Genomic DNA, 22,558 nt, shown 5'->3' on the forward strand with positions numbered 1-22,558 from the left:
AATTGCTAATAAACAAGTAAAATAAAAGACGAGATAAATTTATTTCGTCTTTTATTTTTTTATGAGGTAATTATATGAAAATCAATAATTTAGAGGATTTAAAAAAAGCCATTGATAATAAAGAAAATGGCTTTGAAGTGGAGCAATCCGCTTTTGAATTTTGTGATGAGATTCATCGTGAACAAGTAATGGGTAGTGGTGCTGAATGGTCAATTGCTACAACTGCTGGTTGGATGGGATTAGTAACTGGATTTAATCATTGGGTTCACCGTAAGTTTATGAGTGAAACCAAAAAGCAACGTGAAGACATGAAACACATTATTATCAAAGAATACATTATTAAAAAAACTGATCAAACCGACAATTATGAATTAGTTTTGAGGAAATAAAAAATGGTAGTTCATTCAAATTCAATTGAATGACTACCATTTTTTTAACCAAAGTTACCGGAAACGTAATCTTCAGTTGCTTGCATTTTAGGTTTAGTGAAAACATTTGCTGTCGTATTGTATTCGATAATATGACCTAGATGTAGAAAAGCTGTGTAATCACTAATACGAGAGGCTTGTTGCAAGTTATGTGTAACGATAATAATTGTGTAATTTTTCTTCAAAGTTTCCAATGTTTCTTCAATCTTAGAAGTGGAAATTGGGTCCAAAGCACTGGCTGGTTCATCCAATAGCAAAATATCTGGATGCATGGCAATCGAACGAGCGATACAGAGACGTTGTTGCTGACCACCTGATAAGGCTAAAGCACTTTTATCGAGATCATCTTTTACTTCATCCCAAAGGGCAGCGTCTTTTAGACTTTGTTCCAAGCGTTGTTCTAAGATTTCTTTTTTTGTGATACCAGCATTCTTCAATGCAAAAGTGATATTTTCACGAATAGATTTGGCAAAGGGATTAGGTCTTTGAAAGACCATTCCAATGTGCTTTCTAACTTCATAAACGTTGATTTTTGGTGAATTGATATCGAGGTTGCGATACATTATTTCACCGTCAACCCGAGCACGTTTGTCATTCATACGATTCAAACAACGTAAAAAAGTTGATTTACCACAACCGGAAGCACCAATAAGAGCAGTGATTTCAAAGCGTGGAAATTCAAGATTGGCATCGAAAATAGCATGATTGTTACCATAGTATACTTGTAAATCTTTAGTCGTGAGTGCCTTTTCTTCTGCAATATTAGTGATAAAGGATTCGTTTAAATTGTATTCTTTCAAAAATGAGACCTCATTTCGTAGCGGTAATTTTTTTGTAGAGTTGGTTTCCTAAGAAACGAGCACCTAGGTTAAAAATCAAAATAACGATAATTAATACGGCAGAAGAAGCACTAGAAATCAGATGAGAATCCGGAGTGACACTTTCAGTATTAACTTTCCAAATGTGGACTGCCAAAGTTTCTGCTGGACGCATAGGATTTAAGAAGCTTGTACTGGAAAAGATATTCCAATTTGTGTAATCAACAGTAGGAGCACTTTGACCAGCAGTGTAAATTAAGGCAGCGGCTTCACCAAAGATTCTTCCGGCACTAAGAATCAAGCCAGTCAAGATACCAGGTAAAGCGGCTGGCAAAACAATTTTGGTAGTAGTTTTCCAATTAGAAAGTCCCAGTGACATTCCAGCTTCTCTTTGTAAGTTGGGTACACTATGAAGAGATTCTTCAATATTTCTAGTTAAAAGGGGCAAATTGAAGAAGGTTAAAGCAATTGCCCCAGAAAGAATTGAGAAACCAAGATTTAATTTGATAACAAATAGCAAGTAGCCGAATAATCCGACTACAACTGAAGGTAGAGAACTCAAAACTTCAACACTGGTTCTGATTAAATCAGTGAACCAGTTGTCTTTGGCATATTCGGATAAGTAAATTCCAGCTCCTAAACCGATTGGTAAGGAAACGATGATTGTAAGTACTAATAAGTAAAGTGAATTGAAGAGTTGATCTCTAATTCCACCACCGGCACTGAATGATTGAGCAGCAGAAGTTAAGAAATGCCATGAAATATCGGGAACACCATTAAAAAGAATGTAACCCAAAATAGCAACTAGAATTAAAATGACTGCCACCACTAAAGCGTAGATAATGCCTGTGGCTAGATGATCGTATTTTTTAGCATTCATTTAGAAACGACCTCTCTTTCCAATGAATTTAACTAGCATGTTTAAAATCAAAGACATCAATAACAAAATCAAGGCTAATGACCAAAGTGCGTTGTTGGGTAAAGTTCCCATGACTGTATTACCAATGTCAGTAGTTAATTTACTAGTCAAAGTTGATGCAGGTGAAACTAAGTTCTTAGGCAATAAAGCTGCATTACCGATAACCATTTGCACGGCTAAAGCTTCACCAAAAGCTCGTGCCATTCCGAAGATAATAGCTGTCAAGATACCAGGAACGGCAGCTCTTAAAACAACTTTGTAAATAGTTTGCCATCTAGTAGCTCCAAGAGCTAATGAAGCTTGACGATAAAAGAGTGGAACGGCATTTAAACTATCGACTGATAGAGACGTTATCGTAGGTAAGATCATGACGAAGAGGACTAAAGTACCTGAAAGAATACCAAATCCAGTTCCACCGAAAATACCTCTAATGAAAGGAACGATAACTGATAAACCGATGAATCCATAAACAACAGAAGGGATACCAACTAGTAATTCGATAACTGGTTGAAGAATCTTGCTGCCTCGTTTGCTGGAAAATTCGGCCATGAAAATTGCAACTCCTAAAGCAAAAGGTGTTGCTAGTAATGCGGCTAGTAAAGTAACACTAAAGGAAGTAACAATCATTGGCAAAGCACCAATATCAGGATGTCCTTTAGCATCAGTAGCACCAGGATTCCAATTTGTTTTAGTTAAGAAATCAAAGACGTTTACATGGTTTTGGGTAAAGGTAGCTAAACCTTTAGAAGCGATAAAGTAAAGAATACAAGTAACTAATAAAATGATTAAACCAATGCAGATGTAACAAATTCCTTTACCAAAGTAGTCTTGGAAGGTGGCCTTAGATTTTGTCTGTAATTTTTTTTGAATATCATCCATAGGGAGAACCTCCTATATAAAAATATAAAAAAAGAACCTCGACCAAGATTGGGCAAGGTTGAAGTTCTCTTTTTTCAGTTATTTAACGTCGCTAACTGTTCCTTTAGAATCTTTTTGAACCTTCATATTGTGAATACTGATGTAACCCATGTCTTTAACAAGTGAGCTTTGAACATCTTTAGAATTCATGTAGTCTAGGAACTTAGCAGTAGCACCTTCAGCTTTGCCGTTAGTGTACATATGTTCATATGACCAGATCTTCCACTTGCCTGATTCAACATTTTCGTCAGTAGGTTGTACTTTATCGATTGAGATTGATTGTACTTTATCAGTAATGTATGAGAATGCTAGATAACTAATAGCACCTGGTGTACTTTCAACAATCTTTTGAACGGTACCATTTGAATCTTGTTCTTGTGATTTAACAGCTTCGGCACCTTTTAGAACAGCTGCTTCGAATGTTGCACGAGTACCACTACCTTTGGCACGGTTAACAACAGTAATTTTTTCATCTTTACCGCCAACTTCTTTCCAGTTAGTGATCTTACCAGTAAAGATTTGTTTTACTTGATCCATTGTCAATGATTTAACGTTTGCATCTTTGTTAACTACTGGAGCCATACCAACAACGGCAACCTTGTGGTCAACAAGCTTCTTAGCATCGATACCATCTTTTTCTTCAGCGAAAATATCTGAATTACCAATAGTAACTGATTTGTCTTGAACTTGACTTAAACCAGTACCAGAGCCACCACCTTGAACAGTGATATCAACTTTGCTGTTACTCTTTTGGAAGTTAGCAGCAGCTTTTTCAACTAGTGGTTGTAAAGCTGTTGATCCAACGGCGGTAATCTTGCCTGAAGTTGTGTTGCTATCGCTCTTTGAAGTAGCACTGGTTTTGCTATTCCCATTACCGCAACCAGTTAGAACGAGCATTAAAGCGGCGAAACCTAATACCAATGAAATAATAGTTTTCTTTTTCATTTCTAAAACCCCTATTCAAATTCGTATTGATAAAATCATTTACCTAACACTTATAAAGATAAAGGTGACGTGTATATATAATGTTTATTTAATGTAAAAGTTTTGTAAAGTTGTGAAAAAAATATACATTTGCTTTGTAGACTAAAAAGTGAACTGAAACGGCAAATACTGCAATATAACAACATTTGTAAATGTATATATTGAAATACAATATTGAATTTGGCTAATGTAAATGACCACCATTATTTACATTGCTATAATCAAGGTGTGATGTAGCTACAGTTAGTGTTTGTTTCAGGAAACCTCATGTAAAGATTCCTTAGTATTGTAAAGATGAAATTTTTGAGTATTAAGGATTTGGAAGGAAGTCGAGTACATGCAACCGCTAGTATTGTTGAGTAATAAACTACCACTATTTATAGAAATCAATCGAAGCTTTAATAAACAAGGTTGGTTTCTTCAAAATATTACTGATCCCGAAGAAGTAGAAGAATTAGCTGAAAAAGAAGAAATTGCAGGTCTATTGTGGGATTTCACAATTACAGATTTGAATAGTTCAATTAAGATCCTGAAGTCTTTGCGCAATAAGATTTCTGGTCCCATTATTGTTTTGGCACCTGCAAAAGAGAAAAAAAGACGTTCTTTGTTTTACAACATTAATATTGATAGCTTCATCACTAAACCATTTGAATATCCAGAATTAGTTGCTAAAGTTAAGCAATTATTTTGGGTCTATAATAAGTTCTCTATTAGAAGAGAAAAGCATCCAATTAAAAAAGGTTCCAAGAAAAATACTATTAAATATAATGATATTGTGATTGATTTTAAGCATTATCGTGTCACACATAATGGTTATGATATTGGTCTGACACCTAAGGAATTCAGTTTGTTTTGGTATTTAATCCAACATCGTGGCAAAGTAATGAGTCGAGACCAACTCTTAGAGGGAGTATGGGGGTATGATTCGATTGGTTCTAGCCGAACAGTCGATATTCATATTAGTCATCTGCGTGATAAGTTAGCAGAGAAATCTAAATCGCAAAATTGTATTAAAACAGTTCGAGGTTTTGGGTATGTATTGGATAATAAATATCCATTAGTATCTGAAAGCTAAAAAAGCGTTCGCTAGAAAAATTTCTTAGCGGACGCTCTTTTATTAGTTATTTATTTTTAAACGGATCATTTTGTCGATTTCAGTAATCAAGAGGACTACTGCACCGGCAACGATTGCCATGCTCCATTCAACTAAACCGATATTTCCGGTATAGAAGATTTTTTGCATGAATGGTACGTAAGTTAAGAACAATTGGAGTAATAACATCAAGCCAACGAATACGAAGACTTTAGAGTTAGAGAAGAGTTCTTTTGATAGTGCCAGTTTAGGAGTTCTGATGTTAAATAGGTAGAAAATTTTACCTAAAATCAAGGTGTTGACCATAGTGGTACTTGAAATAGCGTCACTAACACCGATGTTATTGAGATAAGTGTCGATGATCAAACTGACTGCCGCAATCAGAATCGCTACGTAGGTCATTTGGAAAATATCGTGGTGATTCATCAACTTGCTACCGGTTTTACGCGGTTTACGAGTCATGATGCCTTCTTCAGCCGGTTCAAAAATCAGAGCAAATTGAATAGTGATAGCTGATACCATATTGATCCAAAGCAATTGTGAAGGCTGCAATGGAATTTCCTGTTTGGTCAAAATAGCATAAGCTACGATCAAACCTTCAGAAAAAGAAATAGGTAACAGGTACAAAATACTTTTCTTGATATTGTCAAAAATTCGACGACCTTCTTTAATTGCAGAAGACATTGTAGCAAAGTTGTCGTCAGTTAAAATCATATCGGCGGAATCTTTAGCAACGTCGGTTCCCTTGATACCCATAGCGACACCGATATCGGCACGTTTTAAGGCAGGGGCATCGTTGACACCATCACCAGTCATGGCAGTGACCTTGTTGTTTTTTTGCAGTGCTTCGATGATTTCTAATTTGTTACTTGGAGTAGTTCTGGCAAAGACTTGATTCTTATCAGCGGCAATGATTTTTTCATCGTCTGATAAAGCATCCCATTGAACACCAGTAATAGCGTTTATTTCGTCAGCTAAACCAAGTTTTTCACCAATGGCTTTAGCGGTAATAGCATTGTCACCAGTGATCATTTTAACTTGAACGCCGGCAGTACGCATGACTTTCAATGATTCGATAACTTCCTCACGAGGTGGATCGATGATTGCCACAACGCCTAAGAAGTTCAGACCATCGACAATCATTTCATGGGTAACTTTGTCAGTTGTGGGAGTTTGTTTTTCGTAACCTACGGCAATGACACGTTTTCCCTCAGCTGAGAACTGTTGGATTTTTTTAAGCCAGTAATCATAGTTGAAATTAGGATCTTGTTTTTTAGCCATATCCAAAAGCTTATCTGGAGCACCTTTAACAAAAAGCGTGCGTTGATTATCTTTATCTTTGACTAATTTACCGATATAACGATAGTCAGAGTCGAAAGGTAAAATATCGACTTCTTCGTATTCGGGCTTTTGTTCAAAATCAAAGACCTTATGATAAAGCGTCAAGAAAGCTCCATCAGTTGGTTCACCATTGATGATCCATTGACCATTTTCGTGTGACAAATTAGTGTCGTTAGCGTAGTATCCAGCTTCTAAAAAGAGTTTTAGTTCTGGAGTGATTTCAACGGGTTGATTGTTTTGAGTAATTTGACCAGTTGGCTCATAACCAGTTCCACTGACTTGTAGTTCTCGGTCGCCAATTAAAATATCGGTTACAGTCATTTCATTTTTAGTCAAAGTACCAGTTTTGTCAGTTGCAACGACGTCAACAGAACCCAAAGTTTCAACTGCAGGTAAAGTTTTGACGATGGTATTTTGTTTCTTAGCCATGTCACTAACACCTTTAGCCAAAATAACAGAAGTCGTGGCTGGCATACCTTCTGGGATTGCACCAACCATCATGGCCACAACAGCCAGAGCTAAAACGGGTAGAGCATAGGTATCAAAGACTAAACCAATGATGAAAATTAAAATTGATGCAGCCACGATAAAGTAAGAAACTTTAGTTCCTAGGCCATCGATAATTTGCATCAATGGAGTTTTGCGTTGTTTAACAGAACTTACTTCGGTCGAGATTTTACCAATTTCAGTATCTTTAGCTGTGGCTACGACTACACCACTACCACTACCGTTAGTAACAGCAGTCGAAGCAAAAGCCATATTGAGTTGATCAGCTAAAGCAATGTTTTCTCCATCGAGTTTTGAATCAATTTTTTCGACCGAATTAGATTCACCGGTCAAAGCTGATTCTTGGATACGTAAATTATCAGAGTCGATGATTCTAAGGTCAGCTGGAACATTATCACCAGCTTCTAAAAAGACTGTATCACCGACAACTAGATCTTCGGCTGGAACATCTTTTCTTTGACCATCACGGTAGACAGTCGCTTCGATCGACAACATCTGTTTAATTTTTTCTAGGGCATCTGAAGCATTGGATTCCTGATAGTAACCAATGATAGCGTTGATAACAACTACCAAGCCGATAATGATCGAATCAGAGTAGTGACCCATCAATAATGTGATAATGGTAGAGGCAATCAAGACGTAGATGACCATATTGTTGAATTGACGCAAGAAAATTTTCCACTTTGGAGTTTTCTGCGACTCTAGTTTGTTAGGACCGTTTTGAGCTAGGCGTTTCTTAGCCTCGTCACTTGTAAGTCCTTGTTTAAAATCATTTGTGTTATATGTTTCTTTTATTTCATTAAATCCTATCTGATAGGGTTTAGTTTTCATTGACATCTCCTAGTTTTTTGAGTTAAAAAAAGCGCATTGCTATAAAAGTAATGTGCCAAACTCAGCAACGGATGCGATAGAAGAAATATATAAGATTCGTTTTCAGTTAAAGTTCACTCCCTCAATTATCTGTATCAATAAAGATAGCAGGTTCACCTATATCATGTCAATATTAGAGTTTCTTTAAGAGTATTAATTTTGGGAATTCGGGATATACCAATATAAAATTAATCTAGTCCAATTATGCATTGAAAACGTTTAACTAGCTTACATACACGAAAATAAATGTAAAACTATTGCAATTGTCGATGTAGACCAGTATTGTTGAATTCGTTATAAAATTCTTTTTTATTTGGGGAGGAAAATAGGAAAATGAAAACCTATCTTCAAAGAATGGGTCGATCTCTTCAATTGCCAGTTGCAGTTTTGCCTGCAGCAGCTTTACTTGAAGGAATTGGTCACTGGCTTCCACAAAATTGGGGTCTAGCACAATTTCTCCAAGTTGGTGGATCGGCTATTTTAGGTCAGTTAGCCTTATTATTTGCCGTTGGATTATCACTTGGGATGTCCAAAGCTAAAGATGGTGCCGCCGCTATGGCTGGGGTAGTTGCTTATATAGTTCCTACCTATGTATTAGCACCAAATCAAGTTGCACTATTATTGGGAATAAAAGTTAGTGCTGTCAATCCGGCTTTTAATGCTATTGCCGGGAATGTCTTTATTGGTATCATTGCTGGGTTGATTGCCGCAGCTTTGTTTGACCGTTTCCATGAGACAAAATTGCCAATGGCTTTGTCATTTTTCAGTGGAAAACGTTTAGTGCCAATTTTAGCTACACTTGTAATGCTGTTAGTTTCCGTCGTCTTATTATTTGTTTGGCCGGTATTATATGATGCCTTGATTTCATTTGGTAAATTCATCGTTAACTTAGGCTGGATCGGTGCAGGATTGTTTGGCTTCTTCAATCGTTTGTTAATTCCAACTGGATTGCATCAAGCATTGAATCAAGTCTTTGAATTTAATATTGCCGGTATTAACGATATTGGTAATTTCTGGGCTAATAAAGGAACCAAGGGAATTACTGGTATGTACTTAGCTGGATATTTCCCAGTTATGATGTTTGGATTACCCGCCGGAGCTTTAGCAATTTATAAGAATGCTTTACCAGAGAAAAAGAAGACCACAGCTGGTTTAATGTTAGCTGGTGCGTTTGCTTCATTCTTCACTGGTGTAACTGAACCCTTAGAATTCTCATTCATGTTCGTTGCTTGGCCACTTTATGTAATTCACGCAATCTTTACTGGATTATCGATGGCATTTGCCGCCTTTATGCATTGGACAGCTGGATTTACTTTCAGTGCTGGGTTAGTCGATTATATTTTGAGTTTCCATATGCCAATTGCTAATAAACCTTACATGTTACTGGTTCAAGGTTTAGTTATGGCAGTAATTTATTACTTTGGTTTTGACTTTGCAATCAAGAAGTTTAATTTAATGACTCCTGGTCGTGAGAAAACTATTGATGATGCACCAGTTGAAGAAGTTGCTACTTCAGATTCTGATGATAAATATATGGTCATGGCCAAAAAAGTTTATGCTGGAATTGGTGGTCACGATAATATTAAAGTGATCGACAATTGTACAACACGTTTACGTCTACAATTAAATGACACTGGAAATGCTAATAAATCTCAAATTATGGATGCTGGCGTTTCAGGAGTTAATGTTTTAGATAAAACAAATATTCAAATTATTGTCGGAACTGAAGTTCAATTCGTAGCTGACGATTTGAAGAAATTGTTTGATCAAAATGCCAAAGTTGAAGCTATTGATTCAAAATCAACTGAATCAGCAAAAGCAACTACTACTAGCGATGTTAAATCTGGACAAGTCGATACCTTCTATAGTGTTGCTAACGGGCAAGTTGAGGATATCGAAGAAGTTTCTGATCCAACCTTTGCTCAAAAGATGCTTGGAGATGGCTATGCAGTCATTCCAAGTGATGGCAAGATTGTTGCGCCTGTTGATGGTACGATTGAAAGTATCTTCCCAACTAAGCACGCTTTAGGTATTAAAACTGATAGTGGCTTAGAAGTCTTAGTTCATATGGGAATCGATACAGTTCAACTAAAAGGCGAGCCTTTCGACATTAAAGTTGAAGCTGGTCAAAAAGTTAAACATGGCGATCAATTGGCTCAAGTAGATTTGGATAAGATAATTCAAGCTGACAAAAAGACTGATATGATGGTAATTATTACTAACATGCCAAACGTTGCTTACTTGAAGTATCAAGTTTTGGACCAAAAGACAAAATTGAATCAAATTGTTTTAAAATCAACAACTAAATAATAGTTTTTTCACCCTTCATAATTCGCTTAAAAGCCTACGGAATCTAGTTTCCATGGGCTTTTTTTATTTGCCAAAAGCCATTTTTACTATTGACTAAAACGTTTTCAACTGTTAGATTGTGTTTGAAATGAACATTAACAAACATGGGGGAAAAGTATGAGTACATTAGAAGATTTCCAAAAAAAGAATCCAGACTACAAGATCCTCTCCATTGATGATCCTGATTTTAAGAAATACGGAAAAGTTTATACTAAGTATGATATTAGTGAAGTAAAAGATTATATGGATAAGAATGTTAAGATTTCAAGTCCAAGTAATTTCTACACACCATCGAATAAAGACCTCGAAAAAATTCCGGCAATTCAAGAAATGGGTAAGGACATTTACGCCTTTATGCCAATTGAAGCTGGTGAATGCACAGGTCAATCAACAAACTTCTCAGCTATTGAATATCACCAAGGTAGCGAAACTAATATTATGTTGACTGATGTCATCATGGTCTTAGGTCAACGTTCAACGCTAGATACAAAAGGTGAATACAGTCCTTCAGAAGATGGACAAATTTTCTTCGTTCCTGCAGGGACAGTTGTTGAATTTTATAGTACAACGTTGCACTATGCACCAATCAAAGTTCATGATTCAGGATTCTCAATCATCGTTATCTTGATCAAGGGTTCAAATGAAGAATTGCCAGCTGACTTTAAGAGTGACAACAAACGTATCGTTAAACAAAACAAATTCCAATTAGTTGATCCTAGTCGTAAAGATAAGATTGCTATTGGGGTTGAAGTTGGTTTGACAGGTAAGATGATTGAAATGACACCTTTAGATAAATAGTTTTTCTAAGATTTAGCCTAATTACTCAAAAAACACAAAAGAACCTTATTGGAATAGCAGTTATTGTTACTGCATCTAATAGGGTTCTTTTTTTAGTCTAGAAAAAATACCGAAGCATTGTTCACAAAAAAATGAAGAAATGTATTTACTAAAAAAATAAAAGGTATAGTCTACATCATGTTACACACAAAAAACATGTGAAAAATCTTGAATTGAAAAAAATATACTTTATAAACTAAATTGAAAATGCTGATATAAAAGGGTCTAGACCCGTAAAATCATGAAAATGCTGAAAAGATAGAAAGATTTTCAAATATCACAAACTGTTTAAAATCATTCTTAAAAAAATAGAATTGGTTTTGACCATTTAATACCTATTTTTCAAATAACTTGATTTAATAGCTTTAAATTAAGGACCAAAAAGCCAAAAACTATATTGTTAATTTTATAACAAAAGTTTAAATTTGTTTTTATTTGCTTATTTTTGTTAAAAAGGCTGTTTTTTTTCTGAAAAAATGATATTATGTAAGGGTTCACATGAAGGGTGAGCTCTATTAAAGCGGTTTATTTAGAAATTATTCTATTTTTATTGTCAAATCGATCATAAATGGGTGGTCAAAGTAAGCGCTTTAATGACATAAAAATAAAGGAGGATTAAACATGGTTGGAATTGTTATTGCAAGCCATGGTGACTTTGCCGACGGTATCAAGATGTCTGGTTCAATGATTTTCGGTGAACAAAAAGATGTTCAATCCGTTACATTGCAACCAAGCATGGGGCCTGATGACCTTAAAGCAAAATTGGAAAAAGCTGTCTCAGCTCTTGAAGATCAAGAACAAGTTTTGTTCTTAGTTGATCTCTGGGGAGGAACACCTTTTAACCAAGTAAATGGTTTGTTCGAAGCACACAAAGATAAGTGGGCCATCGTCGCTGGTCTAAACTTACCTATGTTGATTGAAGCTTATGCTTCACGTATGTCAATGAATTCTGCACATGAAATTGCTGCACATATCATTGAAACAGCCAAGGAAGGTGTGAAGGTTCGTCCAGAATCTCTACAACCTAAAGAAGCTAAGGCTGCTCCAAAACAACAAGCTGTCTCAGGTGGTAAACCTGGTAAGATGAAGTATGTTTTGGCACGTATCGACTCACGTCTATTGCATGGTCAAGTTGCTACTGCATGGTCTAAGTCAGTTTCACCAACACGTATCATTGTCGTTTCAGATAATGTTGCTAAGGATGATTTGCGTAAACAATTGATTATGCAAGCCGCCCCAGTTGGTATTCACGCACACGTTATTCCAATTGATCAAATGATCAAGATTGCCAAAGATGACAAACACTTTGGTGGCGAACGTGCACTATTGCTTTTCGAAACACCACAAGATGTTAAGAGAGCTATTGACGGAGGAGTTCCATTGGAAACAGTTAATGTTGGTTCAATGGCTCACTCAGTTGGTAAAGTTCAACCTAACAAAGTTTTGGCTTTCGACCAAAATGATATTGATACATTCAAGGATATGGAAAAAGAAGGCATCAAGTTTGATGTTCGTAAAGTTCCTACAGACTCAGAAGATAACCTTGATAATATCATGAAGAAAGCTCAAGACGAGTTGAACAAAAATTAATATATATTCTTATAGAGATAAAACGGAGGATTAATAATCATGCAATTAAATGCTATTCAGATTATTCTTGTCGTTTTAGTATCATTCCTAGCTGGTATGGAAGGTATTTTGGATGAATTCCATTTCCACCAACCAGTTATCGCATGTACTTTAATCGGCTTAGTTACGGGTCAATTGATCCCTTGCCTTATCCTTGGTGGTACATTACAAATGATCGCCTTAGGTTGGGCTAATATCGGTGCTGCCGTAGCACCTGATGCTGCTTTGGCAGCTGTTGCTTCAGCTATTATTTTAGTTCTTGGTGGTAAAGGTCAAGCTGGTGTTGGTTCAGCTATTGCTATCGCTGTTCCTTTGGCTGTTGCCGGATTACTACTAACAATCCTTGTTCGTACTATCGCAACTGGTATTGTTCACATCATGGATAAAGCTGCCGAAGAAGGTAACTTTAGAAAGATTGATATGTGGCAATATATTGCTATTTGTTTACAAGGTCTACGTATCGCTATCCCTGCCGCATTGATTCTTGCTATCGGTGCTGGTCCTGTGAAAGCATTGCTAGATGCTATGCCTACTTGGTTGACAGATGGTTTGTCAATCGGTGGTGGTATGGTTGTTGCTGTTGGTTACGCAATGGTTATCAATATGATGGCTAGTCGTGAAGTATGGCCATTCTTCGCTATTGGTTTCGTACTTGCTACAGTTACAGATCTAACACTTATCGGTCTTGGTACTATCGGTATTTCTATGGCGCTTATCTACTTGAAATTATCTAAATCAGGTGGTAATGGCGGTTCATCAAACGGTGGTGGAGGAAACTCCAACACAGGTGATCCAGTCGGCGACATCATAGATAACTACTAAGAGGGAGGAACTCATAAAAATGGCAGATCAAGTTAAAATTTCTAAAAGAGATAGAATCGCTGTTTGGTGGCGTTCAACATTCCTTCAAGGTTCATGGAACTACGAACGTATGCAAAATGGTGGCTGGACTTATTCATTAATTCCAGTATTGAAAAAATTATATAAGACAAAAGAAGATCGTGCTGCTGCATTGAAGCGTCACATGGAATTCTTCAACTGTCACCCATACTTAGCTTCACCTATTTTGGGTGTTACTATGGCCTTGGAAGAGGAACGTGCAGGCGGTGCTCCAATCGATGACGTTACTATTCAAGGTGTTAAAGTTGGTATGATGGGTCCTCTAGCTGGTATCGGTGATCCTGTGTTCTGGTTCACTGTTAAGCCAATTATTGGTGCCTTAGCTGCTTCACTTGCTATGACTGGTAATATTCTTGGACCAATCATTTACTTCGTTGCATGGAATGCTATTCGTATGGCCTTCATGTGGTATACACAAGAACTTGGTTACAAAGCCGGTTCAAAGATTACAGAAGACGTTTCTGGTGGTGTTCTACAAGACATCACAAAGGGTGCTTCAATTCTAGGTATGTTCATTCTAGGTTCATTGATCAACCGTTGGGTTACTGTTAAATTCACACCAACAGTTTCAACTGTTAAGCTAGATAAAGGTGCTTATATTGACTGGTCACATCTACCATCAGGTGCTCAAGGAATCAAGGAAGCTTTGATTCAACAAAAAGCTGGTCTTTCATTGACAGCTCACAAGGTAACAACATTGCAAGATAACTTGGATCAATTGATCCCTGGTTTAGCTGCTTTGCTTCTAACATTATTCTGCATGTGGTTACTAAAGAAGAAAGTTTCACCAATCGTTATTATTCTTGGTTTGTTCGTTGTCGGTGTTGTCCTACACGTACTTCACGTTATGTAATAATTCGAAACTTTCATTTTGGGGTGAACTCTTTGGAGTTCAGCCCCTTTTTTGATAATAAATAAGTTCAGACGTATAATACGATTCAGGAAGTTAAAGGAGTAGATTTTAGATGGTTGAATCAATCAATACGAAAGCAGATTTAGTTGAAAAAGCTACCTCGCATTTGGGAATGACCGATTATGGCAAAATCATGATTGGGGATAAGGGTTTTGAATTTTATGACGATCGTGACGTTAATAATTACATTCAAATTCCTTGGACTGAAGTGGATTTAGTTATTGCTTCAATTATGTTTGGTGGCAAGTGGATACCACGTTTTGCACTTCAAACTAAGAAGAATGGAACTTTTTCTTTTTCTTCACGTGATCCGAAAAAAGTTTTACGTGCAATTAGGGTCTACATCGAGCCGGACCGTATTGTACGTTCGTTGAGTTTCTTCCAAGTTGTGGCGCGGGCTTTTAAGCGTAATCCTAATAAGAAGAAAAAAAATAAAAAGAAGTAGAAATAATGGGAATATTATTGGAATTGTGGCGAGATAATTGCTGCACTCTAGTAATGTTCTTTTTTTATAAAAATCGCTAATTGAGAAAACACGGTAATTTATTGCCGTGATGAATCAATGATTTATGCGATTTTAGATGTTTTTACAAACATACGTTCCCTCTAATGTGATATAATTACACTACAAAATCATGGGAGGAGGTTCATATGGTCTTAAAGGGCATTAAATTACGTATCTATCCCGATAGTTACCAGAAGGAACTGATTGAATATAACTTTGGCGCTAATCGTTTCGTTTGGAATAATATGTTAGACATGATGATCAAACGTCATGAAAATAATCCTGATTTGAAATCTTTGAAAGCATTTGATTTGAATTACATTTTAACAACTTTCTAAAAAGAAACGCTATTGGGAAAAAAGATTAGCTAGAAGACGTACGCAAGCTCTAAAGGATATCCAGTATAAAAAGAAGTTTGGATTGATTGATCCAAAACCCTTAGAACAATATTCCAACTATATGAAAGCTAAACTAATGGTAGCTAAGTATAGTGAGAAAATTGCTAATCAAAGAAAAGACTATCTCCATAAAATAACTCGTGAATTAGTTGAGAATAATGATTTGATTGTTATTGAAGATTTGAAAACCAAAAATCTTCTTGGTAACCATAAATTATCACGTGCTATCGCTAATCAATCATGGAGAGCATTAAGATTAATGCTTGAATACAAATGTGAATGGTATGGTAAGAAATTTCTGGTTGCTAATCCATTCAAAACTAGTCAAATCTGTTCTAATTGTGGTTACGATGATGGTAAACATGGGTTAGATATAAGAAAATGGGATTGTCCTAGTTGCGGTATTCATCATGATCGTGATATTAATGCAAGTAAAAACATTTTGAACAATGGCTTGGAACAAGCCTTAGTAAGATAGTTCTAGCCTCTACCGACTAGTTGAAATACTAGTTGGCAAGTATGGAATGTTCCTAGAAGCTCGGTACTTTAGTGCCGATGTAGTTCATGCCAAAAAGTATATTATTTAATAAATCAGAACTTTATTTTGGAAAAAGTGACTAGATTGTCTTACCTTATAGATAGTAAAAGACAATCTAGGTGATTGAAATGGACAGAGAATTGAATTTTGAAAGAAAAATCAGTTTTGAACCATTATTGATCAGTATCTTTTTTGGTATCGTTGTGACAATTATTGTATATGCTTTGTTCTCAACGATGCCAATTTTTGCTTTAGCTGGTGGGATCCTAGCTTTTGGGATTGATAGTTTAGTAATTTTCCCTAGGTCATTGGAGAGATTTTATGATTATTGGAGCGTTGATGAAACTGGAATTTATTATTCGGATTATGACACTTGGTCGAAGCAACTGCTGGCAATTTTTTTACCGATGAGTAGACAATTAAAAAAGATTCCTTTTGAGCAAATTAGAAGTTTTGTGATTGTTGATGGTAAAAATATTATGAATACGCAAACTTCCAATGGTGGCAAATTGAATGATTCCTGGGTTCGCAAGACGCATAATTTAATTGTTAGCACCGATAATAAAAATATTTGTTTGCGTTGTGCTTGGACAAGTACCAATCTTCCAGTATCTGAAAATGAGTTAAAAAAATTAATTAGTTTTTTGAATTCAAAAATGTAAAAAGGCGAGTGATCCGTTGAAGGGTGCTCGTCTTTTTTAAACAAATAAATTTTTGAAATACAATTTGAAGGGTAAGCTCTACAAGGAAGATAACAGTGTTTTCATGCAGAACAAGTATTTCAACAATCAAAGAATACTTTATCGAACGCGTTTCATGTCAAGAGAATTTTCTATATAATTTATTTAAAAGAAATTAAGGGGAGTCGTATGAAATTATTTAAAAATAATGTTACAAAAATTATCATTGCAAGTTTGATTTTTCCCATTACCTTGACGATAATCGGTTTAATTTTGAGTAAACAGTCGGTTAACAGCTTTGCTCAAGCGTTAGCAGATTTAGTAGTCTTTTTGGTGGCTTACTTGCTGAATCGCCAATATTTTCAGGAGAAAGTCTTTTGGTTTAATCAAAAAAATGGTTTGGCACAATTATCGACGGCTTTTCCAGCTTTGATTATTGTGGCTTTTTTAAATTCTCCAGTCTTGTTAGTGAATGATTTTCAAGTTAAGTTCCAAGTAATTTTGATTTGCTTGTTAGTTGGTTTAGCTGAAGAATATATTTTTAGAGGATTGTTGATTAGTTTATTTTTAAAAGCTAATCACAATAATGCTTTTGGTGCGGTAATTGGTTCGAGTATTTTATTTGGCTTGATCCACATTACGAATTTAAAAGCTTTGCCACTCGGCTATGTTTCCGCTCAGATGATTTTTGCGGCTGCAATTGGAATTTTGTTTGGAACAATTTACGTCAAAACCCATAATTTATCAATTGTCATTGCTTTGCACGCTTTTCGAGACATGTTCCCAATGTTCTCTAGTAAATTGATGAAGCAAGCCTCTCAGACGAGTTTTAACATGGCTAGTTTATACGTTATGGTCGTATTTTTAGGTATTACTTTGTTCATTTCGTACATTCAATTACAAAATTTTGATATAAAAAAAGCTGAATAAGAATTCAGCTTTTTTAGTCTAATTTAAGTGGTTGAGTGCTGTCTAACCAAGCATTAGTTTGGATATTTTTGAAGTACATCGTGACTTCAGAAGTGGTGTCGTTAACTTTTACTAGTAAAGCACCGTCAAAACTCTTTCCTGGTAGGACTTGACCGCTGTTTGTAGAATTGATCAAGCTGGCATTGTCGCCAGTTGCAGTAGTAGGACTTAATTGTTTATCATTTTGTTTAAGCATGATGGCGTTATTTTGAACTTGCTGTGGAATTTCATTACTGTTGGTTTTGTTAGTATAGTTGTACTTGACCATTAAGGCAGCATCCCCGTTAGCATCTTTGATCAACTTAACTTCATTAGAGATTTTGAAGGTATACCAATCAGTGTCATAAACTAAATCATTATAAGTCCCAGGATTTTGGATTTTGGTTTGTTGCTTTGGTTCCTCTTGTTTTTGAACTTTTTGTTCCGGTTGTTCTTTAGTTACTTTTTCAGCTTGGTTAGTTTTAGCGGACTTTTTAGTAGATTTTTTCTTTTTAGTATTTTTCTTTGGTTTAACTTTTTCAATCTTATGAGTTGTCTGCTCGGTACTTTCGGTATTGCTATTATTAGAAGAATTGACTCTCCAAATAATAAATAAGCCAATTATGATAACTAAGATTAAAATAATTGAAATCAAGAATGGTTTCTTTTTATAAAATGGTTGTTTTCTACGTCGAAATGCTTCACGAGTCATACGAGATCTATTATTATTATTTTCCCTTTTCATAAATGCTGGCTCCCCTGTGAATAAATCGTTACGTTTATAATATCATAATTAACTCTTAGAATTTGATTATCAAAAATATGCTTAGTTTTTTTTAAACAATACGATTTTTACATAGGGTGTTGAACTGCTATTTGAAAAGTGGTATAAATATCTGGTCGAAGTTAATGAGATAGTTATTTTGCATAGAAAGGGGTCACAATGATGTTGTTTTTTGGTAATCATGGCGATTATGAAGTTACTTGTAATTTTTTGAGCAAAGAAGGCCAAACAATTGCTGAGAAGCGCATTTGTCACAATACTTCCAAGAAAGAAGCCCGTGACGGTATGAGAGACTATATTACAAATAGATTCTCTGATATCATTGATGTAGCTCATCCCATTAAAGTTGTTGCTAAGCTAACAACTAAATAGAAGGATAATATAATTAAGAAGGCGAGGTTTTGAGGAACCCCGTCTTTTTTTACACTTTTTTGCGGTGATTGATTATGATAGAGAAGGAGGCAAAAATATGGATCATGAAAAAATAACAGGTAAACGTTTCTTTTATGTCACAGCTTTGAATATCATTATTACAATCACTGAATTCGTTGGTGGTTTTGTTTCAGGAAGTCTTGGCTTGATTTCTGATGCTTTTCATAATTTGGAAGATTCCTTATCAATTGTCATCTCGTATGTTGCCAATGTGATTGGGCAAAGAAAAAATAACGCCAAGAAGACTTTTGGCTATAAGAGAGCAGAAATTTTGGCAGCTTTTGTCAATTCAATTGTTCTAGTCATTATTACTGTGATGATGGTCTTCGAATCATTTAAACGTTTGAATCAACCACAGCATATTGATGGTAAATTGATGATGATCGTATCGATTATTGGTTTGATTGCCAATTTAGTTTCAATGCTGATGTTGATGTCAGGGTCGAAACATAATTTAAATATCAAAGCGACGTTTCTACATATGTTGACTGATACCTTATCCTCAGTCGGAGTTTTTATTGCATCTATTTTTGTTATTTTGTTCAATTGGAATTGGGTCGATCCGTTAATTACAATAGTTATTGCCATTTGGCTCTTAAAAGAAGCCTATACAGTAGTTTCAGAAACTATTAACATTCTTATGGAGGCTAGTCCAAAAATCGATTTAACGGCAGTTGAAGCCGAAATTATGACAATTCCCGAAATTGTTCGAGTACATCACATGCATGTTTGGATGATTGATGAAAATCATATTATGCTTGATGCTCATATTAATGTTTTGAAAAATTGCAATATGAAAGAATTGGATACCTTGTACGATCAAGTAGACCAGTTGTTGCTCGATAAATTCAATATTACCCATGTAACTTTACAGGCAGAGTGTTCTAGAGGCCTTGATAATTCGTTGATTGATTAATTTAGAAACCAAACTGTGCTAAGATTAAAAGGTAATTTTATATGAAAGTTGGGAATGTCATAATATGGTAAAACTTGTCATGGTAAGACATGGAGAGAGTATTGCTAATGCTTTGAATCAATATACAGGATGGAATGATGTTGATTTGACGCATGAAGGTGTAATGCAAGCACATGAAGCTGCAAAAAAACTCAAAGGTTTTTATTTTGATCACGTACATACATCAGTTTTACGGCGTGCTATTAAGACAGCCTACATTATTCAAGATGATTTAAACCTTAATTATGTGCCAATAACTAAGACTTGGCGCTTAAATGAACGTCACTATGGAGCTTTGAGAGGGCTTAATAAAGATGACACGAGAAGAGAATACGGTTTGGAACAAGTTCACTTGTGGCGTCGAAGTTTTTATTCAGTTCCCCCCGCTTTAAGTAAACCGGATCCAACAACTGGTCCTTATAAGTATTTTGATAAAAATATGATGCCAGTTGCAGAGAGTCTCTATGAAGCTTACCAACGGATAGTTCCTTACTATGTTGATCATGTGGCCCCAGGACTTTTAGATGGGAAAAATCAATTGATCGTGGCTCATGGAAGTACGATTAGGGCTTTGATCAAATATATTGAAGGTATTAGCGATAAAGATATCGATGGAGTAGAAGTGGCTAATGGAACTCCGCTAATTTATGATTTTGATGATAAATTGAAGATAATTAATGATAATCGTCAACGCTATTAATAATGAAATGGTATAAATAAAATTGTTTTAGAAAATATTTGAAAGTGCTTGCTAGTCTAAGGATGGCAATGAATGCACTTTCATTTTTTTTGCTTTTTTGAGAGAAAATGCTTTCTTTTTTCAAATAATGTTGTAAACTATTTAAATGGTCTAGATGAGTTTTACACATTTTTTTGTGCCAAAAAGACTTATTTGACTAAATTTGTTCGTAATAATATTCATTTTTTGTCTGAGTAATAAATATTATATGATGAGAAACACAGTTCCTTATATATGAAATATATGCCACGTTAAAAAAATAATTATTACTAATATTCGTTTGCTGAAAAGGAGTTTGCTATGAATATTTTAATTGCTTTAATACCAGCCTTAGGTTGGGGTTTCATGCCAATCATCACTGGAAAAGTGGGTGGTTCTCCAGTTAACCAAATGTTTGGTATCGGTGCTGGTGCTACAGTTGTCGGCTTGATTTCCTACTTAGTTACCCAACCAAGTGTTAGTACACAGGCTTTCTGGTTCTCTGTTTTATGTGGGGCCTTATGGACTATCGGTCAAATTGGTCAGTTCATTTCTTTCAAGCGTATCGGTGTATCCGGTACAGTTCCACTATCAACTGTTTTTCAATTAGTTGGTAATTCAATCATTGGGATGTTGATCTTTGGTGATTGGAACAGTGCCCATGCCAAAATTATCGGAATCACAGCTTTATTGATCGTTGTTGTTGGTGCTTTATTGACATCAGTTACAGACAGCTCAACATCTCAAAAGATGGAATTTAAGGATGCCTTGTTCCTTCTATGTACTACAGTAGGTTTTTGGATTTATTCATCATTTCCAAACATGTCAATCGTCAAGAATGAAAGTAGTACAGGAATTTTCCTACCTGAAATGCTAGGTATTTTATTAGGTGCTATTATTTACGCCTTGTTTACAGATCGTAATTCTTTCAAACAAAAGCAACAGTATCAAAATATTATTGCTGGTATTGCTTGGGGAATCGCAGCTTTTGCTTATATTTTCTCAGCCAAAGCTAACGGTAATACATCAGCCTTCATTTGGACTCAATTAAACGTTGTAATCGGTACATTCGGTGGAATTATCGTCTTGCACGAGCACAAGAGTCATCGTGAATTAACCTTTACGATCTTAGGTATCGTTTTAATTGTTATCGGTAGTGTCGCTACTTCATTTGCATCTTAATATAACAGCTGATCTGTTGATTGGCTGTTTTTTTTAACCATTGTAGAAAAATGAATTCGCTTCCATTATAATGAGAATTAACTCAAAGTAGGAGGAATGATTTTGATCAAACATATTTTTTCCGATATGGATGGAACTCTTTTACAAAGTGATTGTAAAATCAGTGAAAACAACGTCCAAACTATTAAGGAAAGTCAAATTCCATTTACATTAGTTTCAGCTCGTTCACCAATGGAAATGACCGAAGTCATTGATAAACTTGATTTAGATGAGCCACAGATTGGCTTCAACGGTGGTTTGATTTTTCAAAAACAAGATCAAGGCTTGAAAATTCTCAGCGAACACACATTAAATATTGATAGTGTAAAGAAAGTAATTACTTTAGTTGATGAACAATTTCCTAAAGTTAGTCGTAGTTTTTACGATATTGATAATTGGTATGTCGATAAATTCGATAAAGGTGTTAAATATGAGCAAAAAATGGGCGGACAGACACCTAAACTAGTTGATTATGTTTCTTTGTTAAAACAACCTGATGTAAAAGTTTTTAAAATCATGCTATTAGCATTCGATGCGATTGAGATGAAACAATTGATTGAAAAACTGGAATCTATTAACTCTGGTGACATGAGTATTAAACAATCTGGAGAATATTACCTCGAGATTACCAGTCATTTGGCTCAGAAGTCACGTGGCATCAAATACATTCAAGACTTGGAAAAATTGCTTAAAAAGGATATGGCGGCTTTTGGCGATGGCTTCAACGATTTATCGATGTTAGAAATGGTCGGAACGCCAGTTGTCATGGATAATGCCTTAGAAGGCGTGAAAGAATATGGCAAGTACATCACGAAGAATAATGATGAAGATGGCGTAGCCTATGGTATAAAGAAGTTTCTTCAAAAATAACTA

At 35.4% G+C, this 22,558-nt stretch carries 23 protein-coding genes; 17 read left to right on the top strand and 6 right to left on the bottom strand.

Annotated elements, in window-relative coordinates; translation table 11 throughout:
• Positions 1 to 74: 74 nt before the first annotated feature.
• Positions 75 to 389, top strand: coding sequence for a hypothetical protein (locus FFM65_RS01840; RefSeq protein WP_119317370.1), 315 nt, complete (start codon positions 75 to 77; stop codon positions 387 to 389).
• A gap of 44 nt (positions 390 to 433) precedes the next feature.
• Here FFM65_RS01840 and pstB read toward each other — a convergent pair whose 3' ends face one another.
• From pstB to FFM65_RS01860, 4 genes are all read right to left on the bottom strand, one after another.
• On the bottom strand, positions 434 to 1,228 hold the full coding sequence (pstB, locus tag FFM65_RS01845) for a phosphate ABC transporter ATP-binding protein PstB (RefSeq protein ID WP_119317371.1): 795 nt from the start codon (positions 1,226 to 1,228) through the stop codon (positions 434 to 436).
• Positions 1,229 to 1,238: 10 nt separating this feature from the next.
• Complete coding sequence (pstA, locus tag FFM65_RS01850; protein WP_119317372.1) at positions 1,239 to 2,126, bottom strand: phosphate ABC transporter permease PstA; 888 nt, start codon at positions 2,124 to 2,126, stop codon at positions 1,239 to 1,241.
• The gene (gene pstC, locus FFM65_RS01855) at positions 2,127 to 3,044 is read right to left on the bottom strand and encodes a phosphate ABC transporter permease subunit PstC (protein ID WP_119317373.1); all 918 of its coding nucleotides are present in this window, start codon (positions 3,042 to 3,044) and stop codon (positions 2,127 to 2,129) included.
• Positions 3,045 to 3,122: 78 nt separating this feature from the next.
• Positions 3,123 to 4,028, bottom strand: a complete 906-nt coding sequence (locus tag FFM65_RS01860; protein WP_059073730.1) for a phosphate ABC transporter substrate-binding protein PstS family protein — start codon at positions 4,026 to 4,028, stop codon at positions 3,123 to 3,125.
• A gap of 376 nt (positions 4,029 to 4,404) precedes the next feature.
• Here FFM65_RS01860 and FFM65_RS01865 point away from each other — a divergent pair, with 376 nt between their 5' ends.
• The gene (locus FFM65_RS01865; RefSeq protein ID WP_119317374.1) at positions 4,405 to 5,142 is read left to right on the top strand and encodes a winged helix-turn-helix transcriptional regulator; all 738 of its coding nucleotides are present in this window, start codon (positions 4,405 to 4,407) and stop codon (positions 5,140 to 5,142) included.
• A 42-nt stretch (positions 5,143 to 5,184) separates the two neighbouring features.
• On the opposite strand, the gene FFM65_RS01870 is transcribed toward FFM65_RS01865, so the two are convergent.
• Positions 5,185 to 7,839 (bottom strand): HAD-IC family P-type ATPase, encoded by a 2,655-nt coding sequence (locus FFM65_RS01870; protein WP_119317375.1) that lies wholly within the window; start codon positions 7,837 to 7,839, stop codon positions 5,185 to 5,187.
• 372 nt (positions 7,840 to 8,211) lie between these two features.
• Between FFM65_RS01870 and nagE the strand changes: the two genes are divergently transcribed.
• From nagE to FFM65_RS01915, 10 genes are all read left to right on the top strand, one after another.
• The gene (gene nagE / locus FFM65_RS01875; RefSeq protein ID WP_119317376.1) at positions 8,212 to 10,188 is read left to right on the top strand and encodes an N-acetylglucosamine-specific PTS transporter subunit IIBC; all 1,977 of its coding nucleotides are present in this window, start codon (positions 8,212 to 8,214) and stop codon (positions 10,186 to 10,188) included.
• 156 nt (positions 10,189 to 10,344) lie between these two features.
• Positions 10,345 to 11,025 carry a DUF4867 family protein gene (locus FFM65_RS01880; protein WP_059073734.1) on the top strand — a complete coding sequence of 227 codons (681 nt, stop codon included), beginning with the start codon at positions 10,345 to 10,347 and terminating at the stop codon, positions 11,023 to 11,025.
• A gap of 660 nt (positions 11,026 to 11,685) precedes the next feature.
• Positions 11,686 to 12,654 (top strand): PTS sugar transporter subunit IIB, encoded by a 969-nt coding sequence (locus tag FFM65_RS01885; protein WP_059073735.1) that lies wholly within the window; start codon positions 11,686 to 11,688, stop codon positions 12,652 to 12,654.
• A gap of 39 nt (positions 12,655 to 12,693) precedes the next feature.
• Positions 12,694 to 13,515, top strand: a complete 822-nt coding sequence (locus FFM65_RS01890) for a PTS mannose/fructose/sorbose transporter subunit IIC (protein ID WP_119317377.1) — start codon at positions 12,694 to 12,696, stop codon at positions 13,513 to 13,515.
• A 19-nt stretch (positions 13,516 to 13,534) separates the two neighbouring features.
• Positions 13,535 to 14,446, top strand: a complete 912-nt coding sequence (locus FFM65_RS01895) for a PTS system mannose/fructose/sorbose family transporter subunit IID (RefSeq protein WP_119317378.1) — start codon at positions 13,535 to 13,537, stop codon at positions 14,444 to 14,446.
• Positions 14,447 to 14,558: 112 nt separating this feature from the next.
• Positions 14,559 to 14,951, top strand: coding sequence for a DUF956 family protein (locus FFM65_RS01900; protein WP_119317379.1), 393 nt, complete (start codon positions 14,559 to 14,561; stop codon positions 14,949 to 14,951).
• A 206-nt stretch (positions 14,952 to 15,157) separates the two neighbouring features.
• Positions 15,158 to 15,349: a helix-turn-helix domain-containing protein gene (locus FFM65_RS12435; RefSeq protein ID WP_371851265.1), complete on the top strand. Its 192-nt coding sequence runs from the start codon at positions 15,158 to 15,160 to the stop codon at positions 15,347 to 15,349.
• 58 nt (positions 15,350 to 15,407) lie between these two features.
• Positions 15,408 to 15,887: an RNA-guided endonuclease TnpB family protein gene (locus tag FFM65_RS01905; RefSeq protein WP_371851268.1), complete on the top strand. Its 480-nt coding sequence runs from the start codon at positions 15,408 to 15,410 to the stop codon at positions 15,885 to 15,887.
• A 188-nt stretch (positions 15,888 to 16,075) separates the two neighbouring features.
• On the top strand, positions 16,076 to 16,609 hold the full coding sequence (locus FFM65_RS01910; RefSeq protein WP_119317380.1) for a hypothetical protein: 534 nt from the start codon (positions 16,076 to 16,078) through the stop codon (positions 16,607 to 16,609).
• Between the two features lie 207 nt (positions 16,610 to 16,816).
• Positions 16,817 to 17,557 (top strand): CPBP family intramembrane glutamic endopeptidase, encoded by a 741-nt coding sequence (locus FFM65_RS01915; RefSeq protein ID WP_119317381.1) that lies wholly within the window; start codon positions 16,817 to 16,819, stop codon positions 17,555 to 17,557.
• Between the two features lie 13 nt (positions 17,558 to 17,570).
• On the opposite strand, the gene FFM65_RS01920 is transcribed toward FFM65_RS01915, so the two are convergent.
• Complete coding sequence (locus tag FFM65_RS01920) at positions 17,571 to 18,320, bottom strand: DUF5067 domain-containing protein (RefSeq protein WP_119317382.1); 750 nt, start codon at positions 18,318 to 18,320, stop codon at positions 17,571 to 17,573.
• A 198-nt stretch (positions 18,321 to 18,518) separates the two neighbouring features.
• On the opposite strand from FFM65_RS01920, the gene FFM65_RS01925 reads away from it, so the two are divergent.
• From FFM65_RS01925 to FFM65_RS01945, 5 genes are all read left to right on the top strand, one after another.
• On the top strand, positions 18,519 to 18,731 hold the full coding sequence (locus tag FFM65_RS01925; RefSeq protein ID WP_235699452.1) for a hypothetical protein: 213 nt from the start codon (positions 18,519 to 18,521) through the stop codon (positions 18,729 to 18,731).
• 97 nt (positions 18,732 to 18,828) lie between these two features.
• On the top strand, positions 18,829 to 19,707 hold the full coding sequence (locus tag FFM65_RS01930; protein ID WP_119317383.1) for a cation diffusion facilitator family transporter: 879 nt from the start codon (positions 18,829 to 18,831) through the stop codon (positions 19,705 to 19,707).
• Between the two features lie 64 nt (positions 19,708 to 19,771).
• Complete coding sequence (locus tag FFM65_RS01935; protein WP_119317384.1) at positions 19,772 to 20,446, top strand: 2,3-bisphosphoglycerate-dependent phosphoglycerate mutase; 675 nt, start codon at positions 19,772 to 19,774, stop codon at positions 20,444 to 20,446.
• Positions 20,447 to 20,785: 339 nt separating this feature from the next.
• Positions 20,786 to 21,646 carry a GRP family sugar transporter gene (locus FFM65_RS01940; protein WP_119317385.1) on the top strand — a complete coding sequence of 287 codons (861 nt, stop codon included), beginning with the start codon at positions 20,786 to 20,788 and terminating at the stop codon, positions 21,644 to 21,646.
• Between the two features lie 102 nt (positions 21,647 to 21,748).
• Positions 21,749 to 22,555, top strand: a complete 807-nt coding sequence (locus tag FFM65_RS01945; RefSeq protein WP_119317386.1) for an HAD family hydrolase — start codon at positions 21,749 to 21,751, stop codon at positions 22,553 to 22,555.
• Positions 22,556 to 22,558 lie beyond the last annotated feature (3 nt).

This window comes from Companilactobacillus formosensis (assembly GCF_005405305.1).
In the GTDB taxonomy this organism is placed as follows: domain Bacteria; phylum Bacillota; class Bacilli; order Lactobacillales; family Lactobacillaceae; genus Companilactobacillus; species Companilactobacillus formosensis.

What these genes read in the sequence shown, in the direction of transcription:
- FFM65_RS01840 (WP_119317370.1), top strand. Translation starts at nt 75, where the DNA reads ATGAAAATCAATAATTTAGAGGATTTAAAAAAAGCCATTGATAATAAA.
- pstA (WP_119317372.1), bottom strand. Translation starts at nt 2,126, where the DNA reads ATGAATGCTAAAAAATACGATCATCTAGCCACAGGCATTATCTACGCT.
- pstC (WP_119317373.1), bottom strand. Translation starts at nt 3,044, where the DNA reads ATGGATGATATTCAAAAAAAATTACAGACAAAATCTAAGGCCACCTTC.
- FFM65_RS01860 (WP_059073730.1), bottom strand. Translation starts at nt 4,028, where the DNA reads ATGAAAAAGAAAACTATTATTTCATTGGTATTAGGTTTCGCCGCTTTA.
- FFM65_RS01865 (WP_119317374.1), top strand. Translation starts at nt 4,405, where the DNA reads ATGCAACCGCTAGTATTGTTGAGTAATAAACTACCACTATTTATAGAA.
- FFM65_RS01870 (WP_119317375.1), bottom strand. Translation starts at nt 7,839, where the DNA reads ATGAAAACTAAACCCTATCAGATAGGATTTAATGAAATAAAAGAAACA.
- nagE (WP_119317376.1), top strand. Translation starts at nt 8,212, where the DNA reads ATGAAAACCTATCTTCAAAGAATGGGTCGATCTCTTCAATTGCCAGTT.
- FFM65_RS01880 (WP_059073734.1), top strand. Translation starts at nt 10,345, where the DNA reads ATGAGTACATTAGAAGATTTCCAAAAAAAGAATCCAGACTACAAGATC.
- FFM65_RS01885 (WP_059073735.1), top strand. Translation starts at nt 11,686, where the DNA reads ATGGTTGGAATTGTTATTGCAAGCCATGGTGACTTTGCCGACGGTATC.
- FFM65_RS01890 (WP_119317377.1), top strand. Translation starts at nt 12,694, where the DNA reads ATGCAATTAAATGCTATTCAGATTATTCTTGTCGTTTTAGTATCATTC.
- FFM65_RS01895 (WP_119317378.1), top strand. Translation starts at nt 13,535, where the DNA reads ATGGCAGATCAAGTTAAAATTTCTAAAAGAGATAGAATCGCTGTTTGG.
- FFM65_RS01900 (WP_119317379.1), top strand. Translation starts at nt 14,559, where the DNA reads ATGGTTGAATCAATCAATACGAAAGCAGATTTAGTTGAAAAAGCTACC.
- FFM65_RS12435 (WP_371851265.1), top strand. Translation starts at nt 15,158, where the DNA reads ATGGTCTTAAAGGGCATTAAATTACGTATCTATCCCGATAGTTACCAG.
- FFM65_RS01910 (WP_119317380.1), top strand. Translation starts at nt 16,076, where the DNA reads ATGGACAGAGAATTGAATTTTGAAAGAAAAATCAGTTTTGAACCATTA.
- FFM65_RS01915 (WP_119317381.1), top strand. Translation starts at nt 16,817, where the DNA reads ATGAAATTATTTAAAAATAATGTTACAAAAATTATCATTGCAAGTTTG.
- FFM65_RS01920 (WP_119317382.1), bottom strand. Translation starts at nt 18,320, where the DNA reads ATGAAAAGGGAAAATAATAATAATAGATCTCGTATGACTCGTGAAGCA.
- FFM65_RS01925 (WP_235699452.1), top strand. Translation starts at nt 18,519, where the DNA reads ATGATGTTGTTTTTTGGTAATCATGGCGATTATGAAGTTACTTGTAAT.
- FFM65_RS01930 (WP_119317383.1), top strand. Translation starts at nt 18,829, where the DNA reads ATGGATCATGAAAAAATAACAGGTAAACGTTTCTTTTATGTCACAGCT.
- FFM65_RS01935 (WP_119317384.1), top strand. Translation starts at nt 19,772, where the DNA reads ATGGTAAAACTTGTCATGGTAAGACATGGAGAGAGTATTGCTAATGCT.
- FFM65_RS01940 (WP_119317385.1), top strand. Translation starts at nt 20,786, where the DNA reads ATGAATATTTTAATTGCTTTAATACCAGCCTTAGGTTGGGGTTTCATG.